General features: G+C 56.4%; 18 protein-coding genes. 9 read left to right on the plus strand and 9 right to left on the minus strand.

Annotation, left to right across the window (positions count from 1 at the left end; all coding sequences use genetic code 11):
* The first annotated feature begins 1 nt into the window (after nt 1).
* The 7 genes from Q1A43_RS06810 (at nt 2) to Q1A43_RS06840 (ending at nt 14,304) form a co-directional block, all read left to right on the plus strand.
* Complete coding sequence (locus tag Q1A43_RS06810) at nt 2-10,498, plus strand: LPD38 domain-containing protein (protein ID WP_299933667.1); 10,497 nt, start codon at nt 2-4, stop codon at nt 10,496-10,498.
* Between the two features lie 89 nt (nt 10,499-10,587).
* Nucleotides 10,588-11,136: a hypothetical protein gene (locus Q1A43_RS06815; RefSeq protein ID WP_299933669.1), complete on the plus strand. Its 549-nt coding sequence runs from the start codon at nt 10,588-10,590 to the stop codon at nt 11,134-11,136.
* A complete protein-coding gene (locus Q1A43_RS06820) occupies nt 11,136-11,606 on the plus strand; it encodes a hypothetical protein (RefSeq protein ID WP_299933671.1) in 471 nt (156 codons plus the stop codon). The genes Q1A43_RS06815 and Q1A43_RS06820 overlap by 1 nt, the downstream gene beginning before the upstream one ends.
* On the plus strand, nt 11,607-12,101 hold the full coding sequence (locus tag Q1A43_RS06825; RefSeq protein WP_299933673.1) for a hypothetical protein: 495 nt from the start codon (nt 11,607-11,609) through the stop codon (nt 12,099-12,101). It abuts the gene before it with no gap.
* A gap of 25 nt (nt 12,102-12,126) precedes the next feature.
* Nucleotides 12,127-12,933, plus strand: coding sequence for a DUF2793 domain-containing protein (locus Q1A43_RS06830; RefSeq protein ID WP_299933675.1), 807 nt, complete (start codon nt 12,127-12,129; stop codon nt 12,931-12,933).
* Between the two features lie 92 nt (nt 12,934-13,025).
* Nucleotides 13,026-13,379 (plus strand): hypothetical protein, encoded by a 354-nt coding sequence (locus Q1A43_RS06835; protein WP_299933677.1) that lies wholly within the window; start codon nt 13,026-13,028, stop codon nt 13,377-13,379.
* Between the two features lie 64 nt (nt 13,380-13,443).
* Nucleotides 13,444-14,304: an N-acetylmuramoyl-L-alanine amidase gene (locus tag Q1A43_RS06840; RefSeq protein WP_299933679.1), complete on the plus strand. Its 861-nt coding sequence runs from the start codon at nt 13,444-13,446 to the stop codon at nt 14,302-14,304.
* Here the strand turns inward: Q1A43_RS06840 and Q1A43_RS06845 are convergent.
* Both Q1A43_RS06845 and Q1A43_RS06850 read right to left on the minus strand, forming a co-directional pair.
* Nucleotides 14,301-14,903: a helix-turn-helix transcriptional regulator gene (locus Q1A43_RS06845; protein WP_299933681.1), complete on the minus strand. Its 603-nt coding sequence runs from the start codon at nt 14,901-14,903 to the stop codon at nt 14,301-14,303. The genes Q1A43_RS06840 and Q1A43_RS06845 overlap by 4 nt on opposite strands.
* 257 nt (nt 14,904-15,160) lie before the next feature.
* A complete protein-coding gene (locus tag Q1A43_RS06850) occupies nt 15,161-15,535 on the minus strand; it encodes a hypothetical protein (RefSeq protein WP_299933683.1) in 375 nt (124 codons plus the stop codon).
* A gap of 154 nt (nt 15,536-15,689) precedes the next feature.
* Between Q1A43_RS06850 and Q1A43_RS06855 the strand changes: the two genes are divergently transcribed.
* Together Q1A43_RS06855 and Q1A43_RS06860 are read left to right on the plus strand one after the other, a co-directional pair.
* Nucleotides 15,690-15,968 (plus strand): hypothetical protein, encoded by a 279-nt coding sequence (locus Q1A43_RS06855; protein WP_299933684.1) that lies wholly within the window; start codon nt 15,690-15,692, stop codon nt 15,966-15,968.
* A gap of 2 nt (nt 15,969-15,970) precedes the next feature.
* Nucleotides 15,971-16,510, plus strand: a complete 540-nt coding sequence (locus Q1A43_RS06860; protein WP_299933686.1) for a hypothetical protein — start codon at nt 15,971-15,973, stop codon at nt 16,508-16,510.
* Here Q1A43_RS06860 and Q1A43_RS06865 read toward each other — a convergent pair.
* The 7 genes from Q1A43_RS06865 to Q1A43_RS06895 form a co-directional block, all read right to left on the minus strand.
* Entirely contained in the window at nt 16,468-17,388 is a 921-nt protein-coding gene (locus Q1A43_RS06865; RefSeq protein ID WP_299933688.1) for a primase-helicase zinc-binding domain-containing protein, read from the minus strand. The two genes, Q1A43_RS06860 and Q1A43_RS06865, sit on opposite strands and share 43 nt — an antisense overlap.
* Nucleotides 17,385-19,115, minus strand: a complete 1,731-nt coding sequence (locus tag Q1A43_RS06870; RefSeq protein ID WP_366944246.1) for a DEAD/DEAH box helicase family protein — start codon at nt 19,113-19,115, stop codon at nt 17,385-17,387. The genes Q1A43_RS06865 and Q1A43_RS06870 overlap by 4 nt, the downstream gene beginning before the upstream one ends.
* Nucleotides 19,116-19,119: 4 nt before the next feature.
* Nucleotides 19,120-19,458 (minus strand): hypothetical protein, encoded by a 339-nt coding sequence (locus Q1A43_RS06875; RefSeq protein ID WP_299933690.1) that lies wholly within the window; start codon nt 19,456-19,458, stop codon nt 19,120-19,122.
* Nucleotides 19,459-19,535: 77 nt separating this feature from the next.
* On the minus strand, nt 19,536-19,880 hold the full coding sequence (locus Q1A43_RS06880; RefSeq protein ID WP_299933692.1) for a hypothetical protein: 345 nt from the start codon (nt 19,878-19,880) through the stop codon (nt 19,536-19,538).
* A 174-nt stretch (nt 19,881-20,054) separates the two neighbouring features.
* Complete coding sequence (locus Q1A43_RS06885) at nt 20,055-21,023, minus strand: Rha family transcriptional regulator (RefSeq protein ID WP_299933694.1); 969 nt, start codon at nt 21,021-21,023, stop codon at nt 20,055-20,057.
* Between the two features lie 55 nt (nt 21,024-21,078).
* The gene (locus tag Q1A43_RS06890) at nt 21,079-21,243 is read right to left on the minus strand and encodes a hypothetical protein (RefSeq protein WP_299933696.1); all 165 of its coding nucleotides are present in this window, start codon (nt 21,241-21,243) and stop codon (nt 21,079-21,081) included.
* Nucleotides 21,243-21,674, minus strand: coding sequence for a TerB family tellurite resistance protein (locus tag Q1A43_RS06895; protein ID WP_299933698.1), 432 nt, complete (start codon nt 21,672-21,674; stop codon nt 21,243-21,245). Before Q1A43_RS06895 ends, Q1A43_RS06890 begins: the two co-directional genes overlap by 1 nt.
* Nucleotides 21,675-21,717 lie beyond the last annotated feature (43 nt).

Here is a 21,717-nt window from a genome sequence, read left to right on the forward strand (position 1 = left end):
CATGTCTGACATTGAAAAATTCAAGAAAATCCGTGGCCTTCTCCCTGAGCTGGACCACCTGTCCGATGGTGAGTTTGCCGAAAAGGTTCGGACAACCGCCTTGCCAGATATGGATAAGGTTGATTTTTACCACAAGGTCGGCCTGCAGGACCGGAACCCGTCTGGGTTTGAGGACCGTCCCGCCCTTGGAGCTTTGGCCGGTGGCCTTGGCGGATCTACACAACCAAAACCGGCTCCATTGAGCCCAACCGAACAGCCTGTAGCCCTCCCGAACGTCGCAACGCAGGCTCCGGCCATGCCTCGCGCTCCGGGCGTTACCCCAGCTGTCAGCCCCCCGGCTGGAATGGACGCACTGCCTTCGATTGGCGGGCCAGATGTTTCTGCGCCTCGCTCTCCAATGCAGGAGCCTATGGCCCCGATTGGCGGCCCCGCGATCAGTCCAGCCGGGGGCAAGCCAGCCCTTTCCGATGCAATCATTCAAGCGTCAAAGCCGGAAGGGCCGCGCCAGAAACCGGACATGAGTTTTGGCATGGGCGGGTTTAACCCGGATCAAGCCGCGCTGGCACGTCGTCAGGCCATTGAGCTTGGCGGTGCCGAAATCGCCGGCCGAAATGATCCAGTCGCGCCGGAACCCGTTGACCCGAACAACCCCGAGGGAACCGCAGTCGGTCGAGCCGTTGAGCGTGGTGTAATCCGCGTAAAGCAATCGGTTCCCGCATATAAGGCGTCCCGCGCAGCATCAGCGATCCGTGAAGCCCGAGAAGGCTATGCGTCGCAGGGTGGTTATCAGGCCCGCGCCGATAGCTACGAAGAGGAAGCCGCTGCACTTGAGGCGGAGCTTAGCGTCGTTGCCGAGGCCGACCCCGAAGCCGCCGAACAGCTTCAAGAAGAGATTGATTTCCTGCGTTCCAAGGCGAAGATGGAGCGCATTGGGGCCGACACACCAACGATCAAGGGCAACCAAAAGCGCCTCGACGCCGTGGCCACCAAGAAGGCCGTCACTGGCAGTGAAGCCTTGGTGCGCCTGCAGGAGTTGAGCAAAGAGGCCCAAGCCCTGCCGATGTCTGCCGGTGCCGAGAACGTGAAAAAGCGCCTCGCTGCAGCCGAAGACACATGGTCCGATACCTTCAACGTCCTGATGGAAAGCCCGCTTGAAACCGGCGCATTCTTGGCCGAGGTCGGGCTTGAAAGTTCGCCACAACTGGCCGCGTCTGCAGCCGCCGGTATCATTACCAAAAACCCCGGTGTTGCCTCTGCAATCTTGGGTGGCGGTGCCATGACTTCCGAATACGGGTCGTCTATTGCCGAGTACCTGCAGGAGAAGCGCATCAAGATCAATTCGGTTGAAGATGCGGCCGCAGTCCTGAAAGACCCCGATCTTATGCGTGATGCCGAGGCCCGAGGCCTCAAGCGCGGCGTTGTGATTGCCGCCGCAGAAGCGCTTGGCATGAAGGCAACAGCGGTCGCGCAAGGGGCCATGTCGCCCGTCAAAGGCGCAATCGCCGGGGCTGGTATCCAAGCCACCGCTGGTGGTGGTGGTGAAGCCGCAGCCCGCGCCGCAGCGGGTCAGGAGTTTAGCGCTCAAGAGGTGATCATTGAGGCATTGGCCGAGGTGTTTACGGCCCCTGCAGAGATTGCGACCGCTGCGTACAGCAAAAAGAAGCCCGACGCCCAGCAAACCCCGCCCATGCCCCCACAGGCTGGCGTTCCGCCGCTTGACGAGGCCGCGCCCAATGTGAAGACACCGACACCAGACCTGCCAAACAAGGTCCGCCCGGAGCCATTGCAGCCCGAGACACCGCCAAGCTCCGGCACCGCAGATGCGATCCGCAAGGCAACTGAGCCAGCACCCGCGCCGGAACCGACACCAGAGCCTACGCCCGTTTCGAAAAAGCCCGCGGCAGACACCGAAGAAAGCAACCCCGAGGCGTTTGAGGAAGAGGCCGAAGAAAAGCTGAATTACGTTTCAGGCTCAGACGGCAATCTCTACAAGGTTGATCGGGACGAAACCGGCAAGGCCGTGTTCAGCGCTGTTGGACCTGACGATGGCGGCGCTGCCACTGCGTCATCTGTGCCGGATGATGCGGAAAGCCGCATTGCTGAAATTGAGGCAAACGCCCCGAAGAAAGACCTTCAAAAAAAGCCATTCACTTACCTGTTCAAGCGGATGAATTTTGGTGTCAAAGGCGAGAATGCGAAGGGCATTCACCCTGACGGGCCCATCGGCCAAATCCTCAAGGCTGGCGGCATGACATCGCGCAACAGCCCCGGCGTTTTCAGCCGCAAGGGTTCGCCGTCAGCTGACAATATCCCTGTCAGTGAAATTCGTGAGCATTACCCGGAAGCGCCCGACGACGGGAACGGGTATGTAGAACCGCAATGGCTTGCAGACAAGTTGCTGGCAGAGCATGGCGGAACCCCTCAGTTTAGCGCTGATCAATACGACCTTGTGCAGCACCATAAGGCCTATGACGATGCGCTGGCAGAAGTTCGCACAGGAAGAGTTACACCCGAGGCCGATACCTATGTGGAGCCAACCGGCATTCCGCACCCGGAAAAGGACATGCGCCAGCCCATTGAGCGTCTGAACGATATTCGAACAGCGGTCATTTCTGAGGCCCATGAAGACGGGATTGATCTTGACCCCGCATCACTGGCCCGTGTTACTGACAAACTTGATCGGGATGGTGGCGAAGTCATTGATGCGATTTGGTCTGATCTATCGAACCCTGATTTCGCGCCGGAACAAAAAGGAGCCTTAGTTGATGAAAACCCAATCCCCTTCCCAGAGCCGGGGAATGACCAAGCGCCAGCGGGCAGAGCGGACCCTGCAAGCAGCCAAGGACGGCTGGATCAAGGCGCAACAAGTGATGCGCGACCCGAAGGCGACACGCGAACAGAAGATCGAGGCCAAGAAGCACTCGGACCGGTGCAACAAAACGCGCCAGTCAGTGATGGCAAACCTGCAAGCGAACAAACCGACGCAGGCGAACAAACCCTAATACCTGGCGTTGAGCCTGTCACCGACAAGGCCAAGGCCGAAGTGCAGATGTCCAAGCCGAAGCGCGGCGGTAACGCGCCCGTTGACGATGGCCTGTTTGACACTGGCGCGCGCGATCAAACGGATATGTTTTCCGACGCGGGCGCATCCCCCAAGCCGAAAGCTGGAAAGAAGCGAACCGCAGCCGATAATTTCCGAGAAAACTACGCCCGAAAAATGAAGGGTGGCGGCAACGATTTGCGCGGCAATCCAAACCTGTCCGGTGTCGCTGATTACGCTGATTGGCTTGGAAACCTGCCGGATGCAGATTGGGCGGCGATTGAGGGGCATTTTGGAAATGAACACAACCCATTCCTGAACGCCGCGTCCATTGATGAAGTGGGGGCGCAAAATTTCCTGCAGGGGAAGATAGACGACGCAGGGAAAAAGACGGTTAAGAAAAAACCCGTTTCAGATCAGGCGGGTAACGCCCAAAATCAAGAGCCGGTCAAGAAACCGGATGATGAAATCGACCTTGACGACATCGGGTTCTCAGCCGACGAACTGGCAGAGCTTGACGCCATTGGCGCGGCCTTCAAAAAGAAGTTGGACGGTACGCAGCTTAACGCAGGCCTTGACCCTGAGTTGATTGGATTGGCCTACAAAGCCGCCTCGATTTACATCAAGCGTGGGGTCCGAGATTTCTCCAAATTCGCCAAGGCTTTTGTCAAGCAAACCGGCCTGCAGATGGACACGGTTGCGCGCTACCTTCGCGATGCTTACAATTCCGTGCGCGACGACATGGAAGACGATGGCGCGGATGTGTCCGACATGGACGATAGCCGCGCGGTTCGTACCAAAACTAAGGAGCTTCAAGATGAATTTCGGGACAGCGGAAACGATCTGGAACAAGGTCAAGAACCCACGGACGGAGTGGGGCAAGCAGATGTTCCCAATGACGGACGAAGCACTGAACGAAGCGCTGGACCAAGTGAGGGACCGGATCAAGGCCGATCCGGTGGTGATCGAACTGTATCTGATGCTGGCACCGCTCCTGCACGAGCGCCCCGCACTGCAGGAGACAGTGGACGAACACCCGGAACTGATGCAGGCGTTACCCGAAGTCCTGAATACGAAGGAAGCCCTCAATCTGGCGTCGAAGGAACACCCGATGCTGAGCCGGGAGCGATTGTTGACGCTCACGAAGCTGCTACACCGCGACCTCGGGGCGAGCCTGACGCCAACGCTCAACAACTAGCCAACCAGACCGATACAAAGCCAAAGTTTGGCGACCCTGACAGCATTGATGCGATGCTGCCTGCGCTGCACCCTGAACAGCGCGACGACGTTCTAAAGATCGAAGAACGGTTCTTTGCCCCGAAGGATGGCCGCAAGGCTGGCTATGGGTACATGAACACCAACGGCACCGGCACCGGGAAAACCTATGTTGCCGCTGGATTGGCCAAGCGTTTCTATGCGGCTGGCAAACAGAACATCTTGATCATGACGAAGCGCCCGACGTTCAAGACCTTCAAAGAGGCGCTTGACGCTTTGGGGGTTCCATACAACGAGCCGAAGGACACCGACACCTCGTATGAGGGCGTCAATCTGGTCACGATCAACGGCGCGCTTGGCAAGAACAAAGCCCTTGCAGATATTGAGTGGGATTTGATCATCCCCGACGAGACAAACTATATCTCCGAGAACATGAAGGGCGATATTCTGGCCCGTGGCGATGACTTCCGGGGGCTGGCATTGCACCCGGATCACCTCGTCAACCGCGCCAACATGCACTTGCACGAACAGATCACAGAGCTTGAGAAGGTGCGCCTTGAAATCTTGGTCGCCGTCGAAGCCGGGAAAAACAATGAAGCCGATCAGCTTGAGAACCGGGCCCGGAGCTTAGAAGAGAGGATCAGCAAAGAGCGTCAGCGCTTGGTATCGGAATACAAGAAGAAACCTCGCCCACACGTCGCCATGTTCTCTGCCACGCCGTTCACGACGCCCAAGAGCCTTGAGTACGGAGAGGGCTTCCTGTTCGACTTCGAAAAGATCGACGCCACATCGTACAACCAGCCAAACGGGCGCGAGAAATTCATGATCCAGAATTTCGGATACCGGATGCGCTACAACAAGCTGACCGAGCCTGAAAACATGGTCGATATGGCGATGATGGCCCGCCGGTTTAACGAGCGCCTGCGCCGTGAGGGCGTCATGGATGGTCGTGTCTTGGAAGTGGATCACGATTACCAGCGCATGTGGCTGGACGTTGATGGCGGTGTTGGAACCCAGATCGACGCGGCATTCAAACTGATGCACGAAGACAAGCATTTCCGCCCGCTCTATACGGCGTTCAACAAGTCTTTCTCGCATCACAAGCGCATTCAGTTGCTTGAGGCAATCAAGGCGCAGGGTGCGATTGAAAACATCCGGGCAGACCTTGCTCTTGGTCGTAAGGTCGTGGTGTTCCATGACCGGCAATATGGCGGCGGGTTCAATCCGTTTGATACGCTTGAGGCCGCAGATAAGAACCAAAGCGCAGAAGGTCTTGAGGCTCTTTGGAGTGAGTTTCAGGCTGCAAACCCGTGGGTCAGCGAGTTGGATTTCACCGGCATGAAACCCGCCCGCGATGCTCTGATTGAGGCATTCCCAAACGCGGCGATTGTCGGGTCAGGCGTAAGCGCGGGCAAGTCGCTGCGAAACCAGACCACGTTCAACATGGATGATAGCGGCGTCGATGTGGTTATCACTCAGTCCGAAAGCGGCAAAGACGGCTGGTCCGGTCACGACACCACCGGCAAGCACCAACGCGCCATTCATAACCTTGGCATTCCGAACCGCCCGACAACTTTGATCCAGACTGAGGGCCGCATCTATCGCGTGGGTCAGGCCTCGGATGCGATCTTCCGGTATTACAACACCGGGACGCAGATGGAGAAGCGCCTGTTTGCCGATGTCATTTCTGGCCGCGCCGACATGGCGGAAAGCCTCGCAATGGGCGATCAAGCCCGTGGCTTGCGCAAATCCATCATCAGCGGGTTTCAATCCAGCGCCACGCACAAGCCAAAGAAGGGCGAAGGCAAAGGCGGCAAAGAGGCCGATCATGACGCGCAGGTTATGGACCCGTTTCAGGAAGCCAAGGCGCTGTTCTTTGCCCAACAGAAGGGGCGGCAGAACCACCGTGGAGCCGACTATTTCGCCACGCCTGAGCCATTGGGCCTGCGCATGGTCGAATGGTTGGATTTGAACGCAGGCGAGCGCGCCTTGGAGCCGTCAGCGGGTCATGGTGCCATTGCTCGGTTCTTCCCCGACACCGTGCATCAAACCGCGATTGAGCCGTCCTACAACCTGCAGGCCGATCTGTCATTGAACGCGCCGAACATCGACCGACGCATTGATGAAAACTTCGAGACATTGCCCGTCGTGAACAAGTTTCACGGTATTGCCATGAACCCGCCGTTTGGCCGTGGCGGCAAGCTGGCAATGGAGCATTTGAAGAAAGCCGCCGGCCACTTGTACGACGGCGGTCGAATTGTTGCGATCATCCCGCGCGGACCATCGGCAGACAAATACCTCGCAATGGCAACGCAGAGCATGGAAGGTATGGGCGTTTATATGACCGCCTCGATCGACCTACCCGCAGTGACGTTCAAACGCGCAGGAACCAGCGTTCAAACCAAGGTCGTCGTGTTCGACAAGCAAATGACCGAAGACGGCAAGCGCTATGTCGAAAACCTCTTGTCATACGAGACCATCGGCGGCGACACACTAGAGCAATTCGTTGACAATCTGGAAGGCATGTTGCCCGCGACCGGACCACGCCACCTACCGCCCGTTGACGAAGCCGCAGAGCTTGAAATTCCAACAGCCGAAAAGGTCGATGTGGTTTCGGTGGTGGATGATAAGCCTATCGTCCGTCCTAAGCGCTTCACCAAAGACAAAGAGGAACACCTGCGCCGTGTCGAATTGGCGGCAGAGCTTGGTGGCTCCTATGTCACGCGCAAGAAAGACAAAGAGGGCTGGGGCTTTGTGTTCCCTGATCGGGAGAAGGCCAATGCCTTTGCAAGCGATCTGAACGGCAAGGCCCGCAAGGCCGGTACAGTCAGCGACGGTTTCAAGGCCGAGAAGCCACGCACCATGTACGAGCTGCGCAACCGTCTTGATGCCTTGGGTCTTGAGGATGTGGATCTAACCGAAATGGACGGAAGCCCACGCGATGATCTGGGCCGGTTCCGGTCGCGAGAGGGCAACATGGAAATCCTGTTGCGCGCCACCTTTGGCGGAACGGATACCCTCAACCACGAGGCAATTCACGCGCTCCGGGCCATGAACCTTTTCACCAAAGAAGAATGGGCCGCACTTGAAGCCAAAGCGCCAGGGTGGATTGAGCGCTACGGCATTGATGAACGCTATGCCGGTGAAAGCAAAGAGGTTCAGACGGAAGAGGCCATTGCCGAAGCCTTTGCCGAATGGGCGCGCACCAAGGGGAGTGGAGCCGGTAAGATTGCCCGTAGCTTCGAAAAGGTGCGTCGTTTCTTCTCCGCCATGCTGGACGCGCTTCGACGCTCCGGCTCAGTGGAAGCCGCCGATGTCTTCAATGGCGTTGACAGCGGCGTTGTGGGGCGCAGAGCGCGCACAGGACATGCCCGCGCCGTTGATCTGGCCCGTAAGACCACGGGTGCCTATGCCGACGCTGACCCCGGCCTATTCCGCGCAATCAAGGATAGCGCTTCTGAGCGCGGTTCGTGGTGGCAAACAACCCGCGTTCTCTTTCAGGATGCGTTTGCGCCTTGGAAGAATGTTGACCGGGCGCTTGGCTTGAAAGGCGAGCGATCCACCTACGACCGCATGTCTCTGGTGGAAAGTAAGGCTGGCGTTGCCCTCGACAAGATGGAGCGCGACTATCAGGAGCCGATTGCAAAGCTCATGGGCCAGCACGAGTTGAGCCAAACCGCTGTTGGAGCTTACCTGATCGACCGCCACGCCGACGAGCGCGACGAGCGCATTGCGCGGACACTCGGGCGTACCGAAGGCTCTGGCCTGACGCAAACCGACCGCGCAGCAATCCGTTCTGAGTTGGCAAAGAACAACGCCGACCAGATGCGGGCACTGAAAGAAATCGGTGAGCTGGTGGACAAGTGGCATGAGGATATGATCGAGGTTCGCGTAAGGGCTGGCCTGTTGTCCAAGCAAGAGGCCGCGTCTTGGCGCGAGTATGACCATTACGTCCCGCTGAAAGGCTTTGAAGAGGTCGAGGGAATGACCGTCACCGAGCAGCTGCAAGGCGAGCGATCACGGGCAGGGAAGGGCAACAGCGTTTCCGGCCGGGAGACACGCGCCGCGAAAGGCCGTGCCGAAGTGGGTGCAGCCAAATTCGATGAAGTGGTTTCAAACATCGTTGCCGGGGCAGGGGAGGCACTTGTGCGCGCCCACAAAAACGAAGTGGGTCAAACCTTCCTGAATACCGTTCGCCAGAACAAAAGCCCGCTTTGGTCAGAGGTGAAACGCAAGTCTCGCCCCATGCTCAATGTGGAAACCGGCGTCGTTCAGTGGATGCGCGAGTACGATTTCAAAGACCGCAATGACCCGGCGGTGATCAGCATGAAAGAGGGCGGGAAAGAGGTACTTATTCGCCTGCATGATGCTGGCTTGGCCCGCGCCTATAGCAAGATCGGCTTCGCTCAGATTTCGTGGTTCGCACGGTCGATTGCTCGACCCATTACTCAATTCCGATCCGCATCACTGACCCGGTGGAGCCCGAAGTTTCTGGCAACAAACACAGTTCGAGACATCACAACCGGCTTGATTATCTCACAGAAATTCAACGCCAAGAATGATGCCCGATACCGCGGAGTTCGGTCCAAGATCGCCAAGTATTATGCGCCTGCGCTCTATTTCTCGGGGCGCAATGCGATTATGCCGGATGCCGACAAGCACCAATGGGATAAGTGGGTGCGTGAGTTTAAGCGCGAAGGTGGCGCAACAGCGTTCGCCAAATACACCGACGTTCGCACCACAAAGTCAGACTTGGCCAAACGCGCAAAGCACCATAGCCGCAGCAAAGCCAGCAAAGCCGCGATCTTCACGGCAAAATCTTACTTTGAGGCTATGCGCGTGGCCAACGAGGCGACGGAGAACGCCATGCGTCTTGCCACATACCGTGCGCTACGTGAGAGCGGGATTGATGCTGTTGAGGCCGCAAACGCCGCGAAGGACATCACCGTCAACTTCAACCGCCGTGGCGAGTGGACATCCGAGATTTCCAGCTATGCCATGTTCTTCAACCCGGCGGTTCAGGGTGCCGCGTTCATTGCTCAGAACGCCAAGCATCTTGTGAAGCCGATGATTGCCCTGACCGCGCTTGGCGTCGGCATGGAAGTGATCAACCAGATGATGCAGGGAGAGGAAGAGGAATGGGATCGGATGCCGCTCTACATGAAGCAGCGGAATTTGATCATCCCCAACATCTTTTCGGAAGACGAGACAGCGCATTTCAAGATGCCCCTGCCTTACAACTTCTCGACCTTCGTCACCGCTGGCCGTGTGGCCACAGCGCTTGGCATGGGAACGATGGACCCCGCACAGGCGTTCAAAGACTTGTCGTCTGAGACAATGACTTCTTGGTCGCCAACCGGCGGTGTGTCGTGGGGCACGTTTGTTCCTGACGCCTTCGAGCCTGTTGCCGAGGTCGTGGCAAACGAGAACAATTTCTTTGGGTCCAAGGTCCACTATGGCCGGATCGACAACGGAGCGCCCCTGTCAGAACAGATGTCACCAAGTCAGAGCTGGTTGTCGCAGGACATCGCACGGTCGCTCAATAAGCTATCGGGCGGAAGCCTGACCAAATCAGGAAGCATCGACCTGCACCCCAAGGCCGTTGATCACCTGATCTTTGGTTACACTGGCGGTATGGGGCGCATGGTGGCCGGGATTGCCAATGAGGCGTCGGCTTATGGTGCCGGTCATGACGCGGATAGTAGCGCGCATGAGTTTTCATCCATCTTCTACGGTTCGTATGACGACCGGGCCGCTATTTCCCGCTCCTACGAAAACTCAAACAACGTCACGACCAAGGCGAAAGATGCCTGGCTCCGGGCGGCAGAGTTTGGCGCGCGGGCTGCAGAGGCTTATGGCCAGCCTATTGATGATCCAAAGAAGTTTGCTAAGGCGCACATGCCGTCACTGGTGAAAGACCCTGAGTTCAAAGCCTTTATTGAAGAGAACAAGCGCGACTTGGCTCTGGTGTTTAAGGGAGAGGGCAATTGGGAGAAAATTCTTGTCGCCGCGATGAAGGCTGGCGTTAGGCGTGAGCATGGCGGGAAAGAGTATTGGGTAAACATTTACAACAGCGAGTTTGAAAAGACCGAAATCCGCAAGTACCTGAAAGTCATGTCAGATATATCCGCTGCGCGCCGCCTCGCTCGAAAGACCGATGGCAAAGAGTATTGGGATCAGTGGAAGAAATTGGACGCAGCGCAGGCCCACGCCGCCCGCACGTTCAACAAAATGTTCTACTAAAATTTGACAAAAAACAGGCCTCTTTGTAGGTTTCAGACAATCACAAATGCGGCCTCTTCTGGGGGTCGCATTTTTTTTGGGAATGCCTCATGCCATTGCACGGTAATCTAACCGATGAACCCGATTGGGTTTTCAACGGTCACTACTCCTTTGACGAAGACAGAGTTTCACTTGTCCAATCCGTCACTGAGCTTGTCCACTTCACAGCGACCGACAAGACGCACCTGATCCTTGCAACCAAGGACGTGCGCCAATGGTATGCTGATGTCACCCTGACAGAGCCGGGGCTTGCACCCGTGGCAACCCCTGCGAATGCGCCTGATGTGATCTTGGCCGCAGATGGTCGCATCTGGAAGGCAATACACGATGCGGACGAACCCGAAGAGGTCGTGACGCGGATCGTTGTTGGCACCGTTGCCGACATCATCGCCTCGCATGATCCGGCAATCCGGCACATCCAGCTACTCAACGACGATGCGGACGATTGGTATTTCTTGGACACGTCAAATCCCGCCGCCGACCCTTACCCCCCCGAAGCCCCAAACGTCGTGATCGACGCTGACGGCAACCGTTGGAGCCGGGTCCATCCCGAACAGCCAAGCTCCGACCTATTCATGCAAAATGCGGAGATTTCCTGATGTGGATGCGCACCCGATATATCAACATTGTCTTTGACAGCATCAACCGGCGTGTTGCCGGATTGCTGGGCATTGGCGACACCGACCGTGATTTTGGCACGTTCCCGTTGGACATTCTGTCCGACAACGCCGACGCCAAAGCCCTGTTCACTGAGGCCGAGGCCGCGATTGACGACAACAAGAAGAAGGTCGATTGGATCGGAGCCGCTGCGCACACCGCGCCAGCCGTTTCGGCAACCTTCTATGTGTCTGGCAACGACCTTGGCACCCCCGGCACAGCCGAAAGCGGGACATACGGCCCAATCGCCGCGCCCGATCTTTACAAGCTGATGCTGAAAGACACCCCGAACGCTACCGGATTGAACATTGCCGACGCGGGAAACCACTTCCCAACCGACAATGTTGAAGCCGCTCTACAACACCTCGCCGTTCTAGCCGCTGACTGGATCGGGAAAGCGGAGATTACCTAAATGGCCCTCGACCTCAACACCGACTATGTAAACATCAACCGTGGCGGCACCCCCGGCACCGCTGGGTCAGGCACCGAAGGACCGGCAAAGCTCAAGGCTATCCTTCTGGCGTCGGTCGCGGTCACGCCTTCTGCAGACCCGGCAACGCTTGCGGCCTATGAGGGCACCGTCGCTTGGTTTGGTGGCAATCCGTACCTTTGGACCGGCACCGCCTACAAGCGGGTCGCCACCTTTGCGGCGGTGAATACCGGCCTGATCAACGACGCTGGCAACTTCTTCACCACCGACAACGTTGAAGAGGCGCTGCAGCAGCTTGGCGGTGATGTCCGTGACTATGATCTATTGCTTGGTCGCCCCGCAAACTCGACGCACCTTGGCACGTTCACCGGGAACACCATCCCCAACAACGTATCGGTCAAGGCCGCCCTGCAAGCCCTCGAAACCGCCCTTGAAGCCCTCGCAGGCGATTGGATCGGTCAGGCTGAATTGACCTGATCCGGTCACGATTGGAGACCCAACTATGACTTTGAACCCCCAAACGACGTTCTTCGATGGCAACGATCAGGGCACACCGGGAACCGCAGCAAGCGGAACCTACGGCCCAATTCGCATGTCCGCGATCCTGAACGCGATCAACAACACCTCAGTCTTGCAGAGCATCACTGCAACGGCTCCACCCGGCGGCGCGGCTGCAGGGAATGCCTACTACGTTGCGGCCCCCGGAACGGGCGCTTGGGCCGGTCAGGACGGCCAGATCGCTTACCTGACCGATACCGGCTGGGCGTTCTTCGCTCCTGTTGTCGGCAAGGCTTATGGTGATGCTGGAACCGGCGGTATCTACACCTACGATGGTACAACGATGGCTGCACTTGGCGGTGGCGGTGGCGGTGGACAAACTGACACGTTCACAAGCGCAAACGGCACTATCCTCAACGCTGGAAACAACGTCGGTCTGAACCTTGATGTGGACGCACAGGCGGTCGTGAACGGTATCACCCTCGCAACCGCTGCAGAAGTCGCCGCCTTGGATGGTGACGAGCAGGCAGTTGTTCGTATTGATGATGGCACCCTACGCCGGGTGAACCTTGACGATCTGCCCGGTGGTGGCGCGTCAGGTTTCCAGCTTTCGGATTTGGCGGTTGGTGAGTTTAACATCTTACACGACGCCACACTCTTTGTACCAGCGGGCCAATCTTGGCTGTGCTTTACCTTCGAAGGCGAAACCGCAAGCCCATATGCTGACGCCAGAATTGTTGTTGGCCCGGATGGGTACAACCCGGACGGAAACGACACGTACAAATGGCGGTTCGGCTTCCGCATCGCATAACGGCGGCCAAACCTGACATCGCAGATTTTTGAATACCCGCGCGGATCGCCCCACCGCGCGGGTTTTTTATTGGGGCACAATTGGAGAGAAACATGAAACATATCTTTTCGGCTCTGGCCGTTATCATCGCTACTGCACTGTGCATCGCATCGCCTGCCGCAGCATTCCCTGACCTTGTGCGTGGCACTGTCTTTTCTGGCGAGTACGCCAATCAGATGATCGTCAAGAACGTCCGTACCGGCGAAGTCATGACCCGCGCAGAGCTTGAAGCGCAGGGCGTAGACATCTTTGACGCCAAGGCTGTTCACGCTGTCTTCGACGCGAAGTATTCCGCCGGCGACTTTACCGGCGACGGTCGCACCATCGTTGTTGACAAGGGGCCAGACGGCATTGCTGGCACCGACGACGACCGCACCGACCAAACCGGCTCCGGCAAGAGCTGGTAAGTGCTAAACGCCCCTGGCCTCGTGCCGGGGGCACCTTCTTTTCCATCAAATTTCAGGTGCAATCATGAAGAAACTCGCAATCGTTGTCGGGCACAACAGCGTATCTCAAGGCGCAATCCGCATCGACACCCAAGAAACGGAATTTGTGTGGAACTCACGCCTTGCCAAGCTGTTGAAAGCTAACGGTGAAGCATTTGGCTTGGACATCAAGATTTTCCACCGGATTGCTGGTGGCGGGTATGCCCGTGAAATCGCCCGCGTGTACGACGAAGTAGATCGGTTTAAACCGGAAGCCTCGATCGAGCTTCACTTCAACGGATCAGACAATCCCAGCGCAAGTGGATCTGAGGTTCTATCCAGCGGCACCGCACTGTCCCTACGTCTTGCGGCGGCTGTTCAGCGCGAGATAGTCGCTTCGCTTGGCCTTCGTGACCGTGGCGTCAAGACCATCGGTGGAAAGAGCCGTGGCGGCAAGTCTCTGTATTCTGGCAAGGCTCCTGCGATCCTCATTGAGCCGTTCTTTGGTAGCTCTGTCCGCGGCACCGCTGCAACCGACACTGACGCCGAGATAAAGGGTCTGGCGCTTGCGGTCCTGTCTGGCGCGTCTGAGGCAATCGGCGCGTATCCCCGGAAGGACATCACCGAAAGCCGCACACTGCAGGCAACGGCGCGTCAAAAGACGGCCATTGGTGGAGCCGTGACGGCCATTGGTGGCGTCGGGTTCATGCAGGTGATCAACAGCATCCTAAGCTCGCCAAGCGCGTCTGCAGAGCTTGTCGTGGCCTTGCAACCGCTGACATCGGTATTCCCCGAGCTATCCGGCATTTTGTCGGCCGTGTCGGCTGCACTGATGATCTACAGCAATATGCAGGCGAAGAACGTTGACGCCGCCCGCATTGAAGATTTCGGCAAAGAGCGCCGTTAATCGAATAGATCATCCTCACGGGTGATCCGCATTTCAAACGCGGGGGTGTCTGGGTGAACCAACTCCCGCGTTATCACAATGAGCGGTTCAAACTCTGACATCCGCACAACGCTTGCCAGCGTTCTTGCCTTTGTGACTTCACCGCCAACAGTCCGCTTAGTCACAAACTCGTATCCAAGGTATCCGTCGCGGATGATACCGAGAAATCCCCCGACATCCGAAAACTGATCCCGTGCGTATTCGGATGCGTCTTGCATCGGATTGATCCCGGTCCGATCACCTTTCCCAAATCCCATAATGTCGTCTGGGTCGATGGAATACAGGTACTTTTCTGCGTGTAGGCCGACCACCGACACTGATCCGGGCAGTTGCTTTAGCTGGCGGATCAAGGGGTGCTGGGCCGCGCTGGACCCAATCAACATTAGGTCTTTCAGCTTGGCCTGTTGCCTGATCGACGGCAGAACCTTGCCCCGTTCCCATCTGCTGACTGTCATGGTGTCAACTCCGATGGTCGCGGCCAAGTCTACTTGAGTGATCCGCATAATCTTGCGGTACTCTTTGATCTTAGCGCTCCAATCTTCGCCATCGAATTTGGTCATTTTCAAGATGCCTAGTGGTTGTCTATTTCACTAGGCATTTGCCCTCTCTAAAAGCATTTATCAACCAAAAGGTAAAAAAAACTACAAAGGAAACTGAAATGTTCGGAAACTCACACACCTCTTATTTGTTGAATGTTTTCAAGGCCAATGGGGTGGCCGGGCTTTCAGCCGCATTGACCGTAATGGTTCTTGGAGACCTTGGCGGGCGAATAATTGCCCGATTGTCCAATGATCACCTTTGCCTACTTTGCCCTTGCTCAAAGTGCCTCGATCGGGTCAAGGCCCGCCGCCTCAAGAACTGCGATAACCTCGTCGTCTTGAATGGTACGACCGACCTTTAGAATGGCCTCAACACGTCTGGCGATGTGGCTTTTGACATTCCCGGTTTTCCCGCGAAACAGAAAGCCCTCGTCAATGCCAAGTTCGAAAATCATTCTCCAAATGTAATCGAAGCGGTACAACCCGCCAGGTTTTTCGAACCTACTTGTGAAGCCTTTTACACCTATTTTCGCGTCTACTGCCTTGACCGACCAACCGGCAGCTTGGCGGTAGGCGCGGAACCGAAAGCGCAGCATATCTTCTTCATTTTCAATATCTTTGTAGCTCGTAAGGACTGGAATTGGTTTTGGCATTTTTGACCCCCTGTGCAACTATAAGAATTTAAACGACTAAAGGTATATAATCATTTTTTTGTTTAAACAAACCCCATTTTTAGAAACAATTGGTTTGGGATCGAGACATGGGATAAACTCAGTATCGGTTTACTATCATTGATATGGGGTGTTCATGACCGTAAAGGAGTTTTTCAGAAGTCTTGCCAAAGACTTGGATGGTCTGTCTGCAAAGTGCGGTGTTCCGAAGTACAGCCTGCAAAAATTTGCCCGAGAAAATCACATCCCGTCGAGCTACATCGTGATCTTCACGATTGAGGCCGACATCGCGCGGATCGAAATGCCCTTGCAATTGTTCAGCGCGCTATACGCGCCACGCGAAAAGCGTCTGGCCAAGCTCAAGAAAAGCCGAAAACTCGGGTCTTCACTCTTCCTGCGAATGCTGGGTCTATAACGATGGTCAGACGATACAAAGACACAAAGAGCAACCGCCGTAAGCGCAGGCGCTATCAGGCCAAGGCAATCTCTGCCCGTGGCAAATTCTTCACCAACGACGGCAAGGCGCTCGAAGATGGTCACACGGCGTACCGTCTGGACAAGGCGAAGGAGCTTGAGAGGAAAGGCCTGATTGGGTCGATCCAGATCATGCCGGAATTTCCCTATTATCATGGCCGAGAAGTTTTGTGGGTTTACCGCCCGCAATTCTCCTATTGGGAGCTTCACCCGGCAACCGGCGCGCGTATGCAAAAGGTCGTGGTTGAGGTATTGCCCGGTCACTATGAAAGCCGCCCGTGGGTTGACCCCATGGTTGCGGCGTTCATGGCCACGCATCCAGACGTGAGGGTGGATTTTCGCCTGAAAGACGACAACACCACCACCCAGATCAACTATGTCCAGCGGCGCAGGGCGGGACTAACAACCTTCCGGTCAAAGATTGATGCCTCGCTCCGCTTTCAGAAATCGGCCCAATCGCTACCCGGCTCCGGGGCCATCTGAACGTCCACTTCGAAGTCATCTATCCCGTTCCTGCGCGCCCGGTTCATGGCCTTATTCGCCAATTCGAAGGCCGCATAGTGACCGGCAAAATTCAGGTCGTTGTCGCCAAAGATCATGAGCTTGCGCACATTGGGCGGCGTGATGAATTTTTTCATGACGGACGTGTTGATGGTGGACCACACCGGAACCTGAAAGAGCGCAGCGGCCCTCTGCGCCGTTTCTATGCCCTCTGCGACACCGAGAACGTCACCGTGGTCTGACAGGCGGATTGCGCAGCCGTCAGGCAGATTGCCGGGTAAGAGCGCGCGCTGTGTCTCTGTTTCCGCCTTGCCCGGTTTGCGCGGGTTCAGGAAGGTGCGGTGCATGGTCACGACATTGCCGTCAGGATCGGACACGACGCCGAGCATAGTCGGATAGAAATTGCCATCCAGACCGCGAAGGCTCGGATGTGTGCGCAATCCCATTTCCGGCAACGTCAGGCCGCGAGAGGCCAGATAGGCCGCCGAATAGTCCCGTTCCCGTGACGGCCATGATGCGCGCCACATATCCCGCTTTTCTTGTCTCCGGCGTTCTTCTTCGGGATCTACAATTTGGCGCTCCGGTGACGGGTCGTGGCCGATGATCCGATCCACCTCTTTGGCCGCGTCCTTGAACGTCCATCCGTGGTATTCCTGCAGGAGCTTGAAGGCGTCACCGGGGCCGCATTGATTGCAGTAGAACGTGCCCGATCCGTTCTTGTTGTCGAACCGGAACCGCTCTTTACCGCCGCACATGGGGCAGGGGCCGTGCTTATTCTTGAGATAGTCGGCGTTGATGCCAAGCTGGGGCAGGATACCGTGCCAATGCCCGCGGGCTTTCTCCGCTGTTGGGTTGATCATTGACCCGCCCTCTTTTGACCCTTGGCGTACCGTATGTTCTGCGACTTGACCCAATTGCGGGTGGCCTTGGAAACCGGGGCCTCGACCGATTGCAGCTTGCGGGGCCATACGCCCATTTTGGCGCGGTATTTCTGCCCAACCCATCCGGGGCTGTAGCCTCGCTCACGCTGGATAGTCAGAAGCTCCGAATAGAAGGCCTGCTTGTCAGCCGTAGATACCTTTCGGCTCTTGCTGATTTCCTTCAATTCGCCCTCTTCGTGCTTGTGCTTGGACGGACCGGCGTTGTGTTCCTTCTTTTCGATTTTGAAGCCGCATGACGGGCAGATTGGATCGCCTTTGATCTTGAATGACGTGGTGCAACGCGGGCAGACCACGGGCTTGCGTTCTTCGCGCGCCTTCTCGTGCGCTTCGTCGTATGCCCGTTCGTCGTCGTCCTTTGGCCCGCTTTTCTTCATTTTGTCGTGGTGGATGTCGGTCACGAAACCGAGGTTTTCCGTGGTGGAACTGTGATCGAGGATGATCGCGTATTCTTTGCCGTCCGCTGTGCGCAGCGCCCGCCCGATGATCTGGACATAGAGCGCTTCGGACAAAAGCGGGCGCGCAAGGATCAGTGTTCGCACGTCCCAATCAACGCCCTTTGTGAGCGTCCCGACGTTGCAAACCACCTTGTATTCGCCACTGTGGAACTTCCGTGCGACTTCCTTCCGCTCGTCGCGGCTGGTGTCCATGTCGATGTATCCGCACGGGATACCTTCTTTGACAAAGGCGTCACGCATGGTCTGCGCATGGGCGCGGTCACAGGCAAACAGGAGCGTCTTGTCTGGTGTGCCTTTCTCTTTCCACTCTTTGACCACGTTACCGACAATGCGGTCCTCAGACATAAGCTCTGACGTGCTGGCGTCGGTGTATTCACCATTGCGCACCTTGAGCTTGGATAGATCGGGGCTGTCCGGGGCAAAGACTTTGAAGTCTGACAGGAACCCCTCGTCAATCATTTCCTGAACGGTTGCGACGATGATCAATTCGTCCCAATGGTCGGCCAATCCACGGGTCCAAGGTGTCGCTGACAGGCCGATAAAGATCGTGTCGGGCTCGTCTTCCATCCACTCATAGATGGAGCCGTGCTGTTCGTGTGCTTCGTCTACGATCACCAGTTTCACGTCTGGTCGTGAGCCGTGATATGTCTCGCCCTCTGCCTGGCGCATCTGGTCATTGATCTGTTGTGACCGTTCATCGAACTGGCGCAGAATTTCGTCGCGCTCCATGTCCATGTCGAAGAGGGTTTCTTTGTCGGCCTCTTCCAGATTGGTCAGGGCCGTGTCACGCGCCGCCTCAGCCTTCTTGAGCCTGTTCTTGAGGGTGGCTAAGCGCCGCTGCTTTGCCTTCTTGGGTGAGCGCGCAGAGAGGGTCTGTGCTGACGCCACCTGAACCGGTTGGCTCATGTCCAAATCCGGGTGATCGCCTTGGATCACGCCAATTTGCGTTACCTCTTCTTCGGCAAACGCCTCGACCGTCTGGTCGATCAGACTGATTGCCGGAACCGTGAAGCACGTTCTGTTGCCGCGCTCCATTGCGCTGATGATGATCGCCGCTGATGTGAGGGTTTTGCCGCCGCCTGTTGGCAATTGCAGCATGATCCGCCTGCTTCCCCGCGCGATGGCCTCGCGCAGCTTTGATATGCCCTTAGACTGCTGGGGTCTAAGGGTCCGTCCACTTGGCATTTGCATGGGGTTAGCTCCGCTTCTTGGGAGTAACCTTTTTGAAATTCGACCGCTGGGCCTGCGTAATCAACAGGCCGTTCAGCGGTACGATCATTTCCCGATCTATCAGACGGTCAACGATTTCTGCCCCGTTCGGAACACCCCGACCAAGCATTTCAACGAGCATATCAGGGCGATGCGCTGGAACCGTTGGCGCACCATCTTGAAAAATGAGGTGTGAAATTAGGATGTAAGCGCCAATGTCTTCGAGCGGCATAGACCGAAATTCACGAAGCTCTTTGTGGTGATTTCTACGGTGGGTCCGACCATTTTGGGTTGTCGGGTTCATGAGCGCTTGATAGGTAGGCATCCGTGTATCCTATTCCATGTGGGGTTTCACACGGCCGGTCTCCCATCTTCACACTAGGAGGCCGGCCACTTTTCAATTCATGTCAGATCAGCCGCGCTCACCTTGTCGTCAGGGAACCGCTTCAAAGCGTCGAATTTCCCTGACGCGAAGTTGATCACGTCGTCCATTGTGTAGAGCAGGTAAACCGGGCTTCCGAGTTTGAGCGCGTGTTTGCGCTGGCTATCGTTCAGCCCTTTGCGGCCATAGGCCGTGTCTGGATTTTTAACATCAAAAAAGTGCCATCCGCCGCCGTTAATACGGGCCAGTCCGTCCATCAGCTTTCCACCATATTGATAGGTGTCCAGCACTGGAACCATCTTTGACAACGCACCAACTAAGGCGTCGTGGTTGTTGTCTTTTTTTGAGTATTTACGGCTCGGCATGGTATTTTCTTGGTTAATTGTTGAAATGTTTTTAAATTAAAATGAGAAGTTTTTAAACCTAAAAGTGATTTAAAAATGAAGAAAAACCAAAGAAAATGGCCCGCGCACATGGAAGAGGCGCGGGCCAGCTGGGCCGTAGGTGGAATGTGTGAAGAACCTTTCGGCCAGCTATTCTTAAATCAGGTTTTGGCTCTGATACCCGCCGCCGTTCCCGCTGACTGAGCCGTGCGTGATCCAGCGGTCAAAATCTGGGTGCAGGTCGTCAGATATGGCTTTGTAATACCGATCTTGGAACTCGTATCCGGTCGCCTCAAGCGCCTTCAACTCGTCACATAGCGCGTCAAATTGATCAGCAATTTCAATGGCGTGGGGCTTGCTGCGCGGCTTGATGAAGGCATGTAATCCGTATTTCCACAAGGCCAGACGGACGATCTGTGGCGCATGGTCAAGGTATGGCTTCGCCTCATAGGCAATGGATGGATCACCTTCTCGGTTGGTGACGGTCTTGGTCTTTTCAAAGAAGATGTCCCGGCCAAGATTGTTGACCTTTCCCGCCTGTGTCGCGTGAAGCAAGCCCGCCTCTTGGCACACCTGACGAACCACCCCGGTTTTGAGGCCGAATTTGATGCTGATGTCGCGGAATGATGTAAACTCCCCGGAACCCAGCAAGCGGCGCAGGATTTGCTCCTGTGCGGTGTTCTGGCCGTCCAATGCTTCGATCTGGTCGGCCTGTTCTTCAACCTTGTTCTTCAAGGCTTCTATACGGCGCGTAGAAATTAGCATTGCGCGATGCAGAACTTCGTCTTCGGTCTCCGAGTTTGCAAGAGCCGCTTCAAGCTCCTGCCATCGGTCAACGATCCGCGCCGTGGCCTCGGGCGATAGCTGCGCCACCACGATCATGCTGGTGCGCTTGTCGCAGAGATAGACCTGAATGGTGTGCTTACGGCCATGTCCGGTCTCAATTTGATGTTCCTCAGTTTGAGGAAGATCAAAAACCCCCTTATCTGCAAGGGTTTTGATGGTGCGTTTCACGTTGTCGTGGCGCAGCTCCAACAGATCGGCAATCTCTTTGCTCGACATGGTGAGCGGTTCGCTGCCCACAAGAGCGATTGGGTTTGGGGTGTGGTCCGTGTGTGGTGTCATGCTCTTTCCTCTCTCAAGCGACCATCACTGACCCGGCGTACCGGGGCAGGAATTGTCATTCGGGGGTGGCGGCCGCCAGCTTTGCAGCCAGCCAAACAAGACCGATCCCGATCAGCTCCAAAATCCAGTCAAAGAGCGTCGGGGTCACGGCTTCTAGTGCCGCAACGGTGATGGCTGCACTAAGCAGCCCAGCCAACACCCGTTTCTTTATTCCGCCCATTAGATGAAGTTTTCGACGTTCTGGCCGACCGCATCACCGATCTTTTTCAGAACCTTCATTTCGTCGTCGCAAATGTCACCATCCGCCTCGGCAATATCCAGCGCGGTCAGGATGATGATTTCGCCATCGTCGGCGTCACCGGAAATGTCTTCGATTTCCTTCATAAGCTGGCGCTGACCAACACGACCACCACCGGCTGTGGTGAGCGCTGTGTTGATGTTCTTGTCGATGTCGCTTGGCGAGAATGCCCCGGCCAGAGCGGTGTTTGCTTTGACCGCTTTGACGGTTGCATCGACTTCCGCATCAGAAATATCGTTGTCAGCATTGGCGACCAGCGCCGCGGCTGCGCAGACAGCCTCAAGCAGATCGGTGCGACCCTGCAAGCGGTTGGATTTCTCTTCTAGTGCCTTCTTGGCTTTCTTGAAAAACATGGTTTCTCTCCATTCCATGTGGGTTTCTGGGTCTCTGCCCAAT

The organism is uncultured Pelagimonas sp., from assembly GCF_947498515.1.
In the GTDB taxonomy this organism is placed as follows: Bacteria; Pseudomonadota; Alphaproteobacteria; order Rhodobacterales; family Rhodobacteraceae; genus Pelagimonas.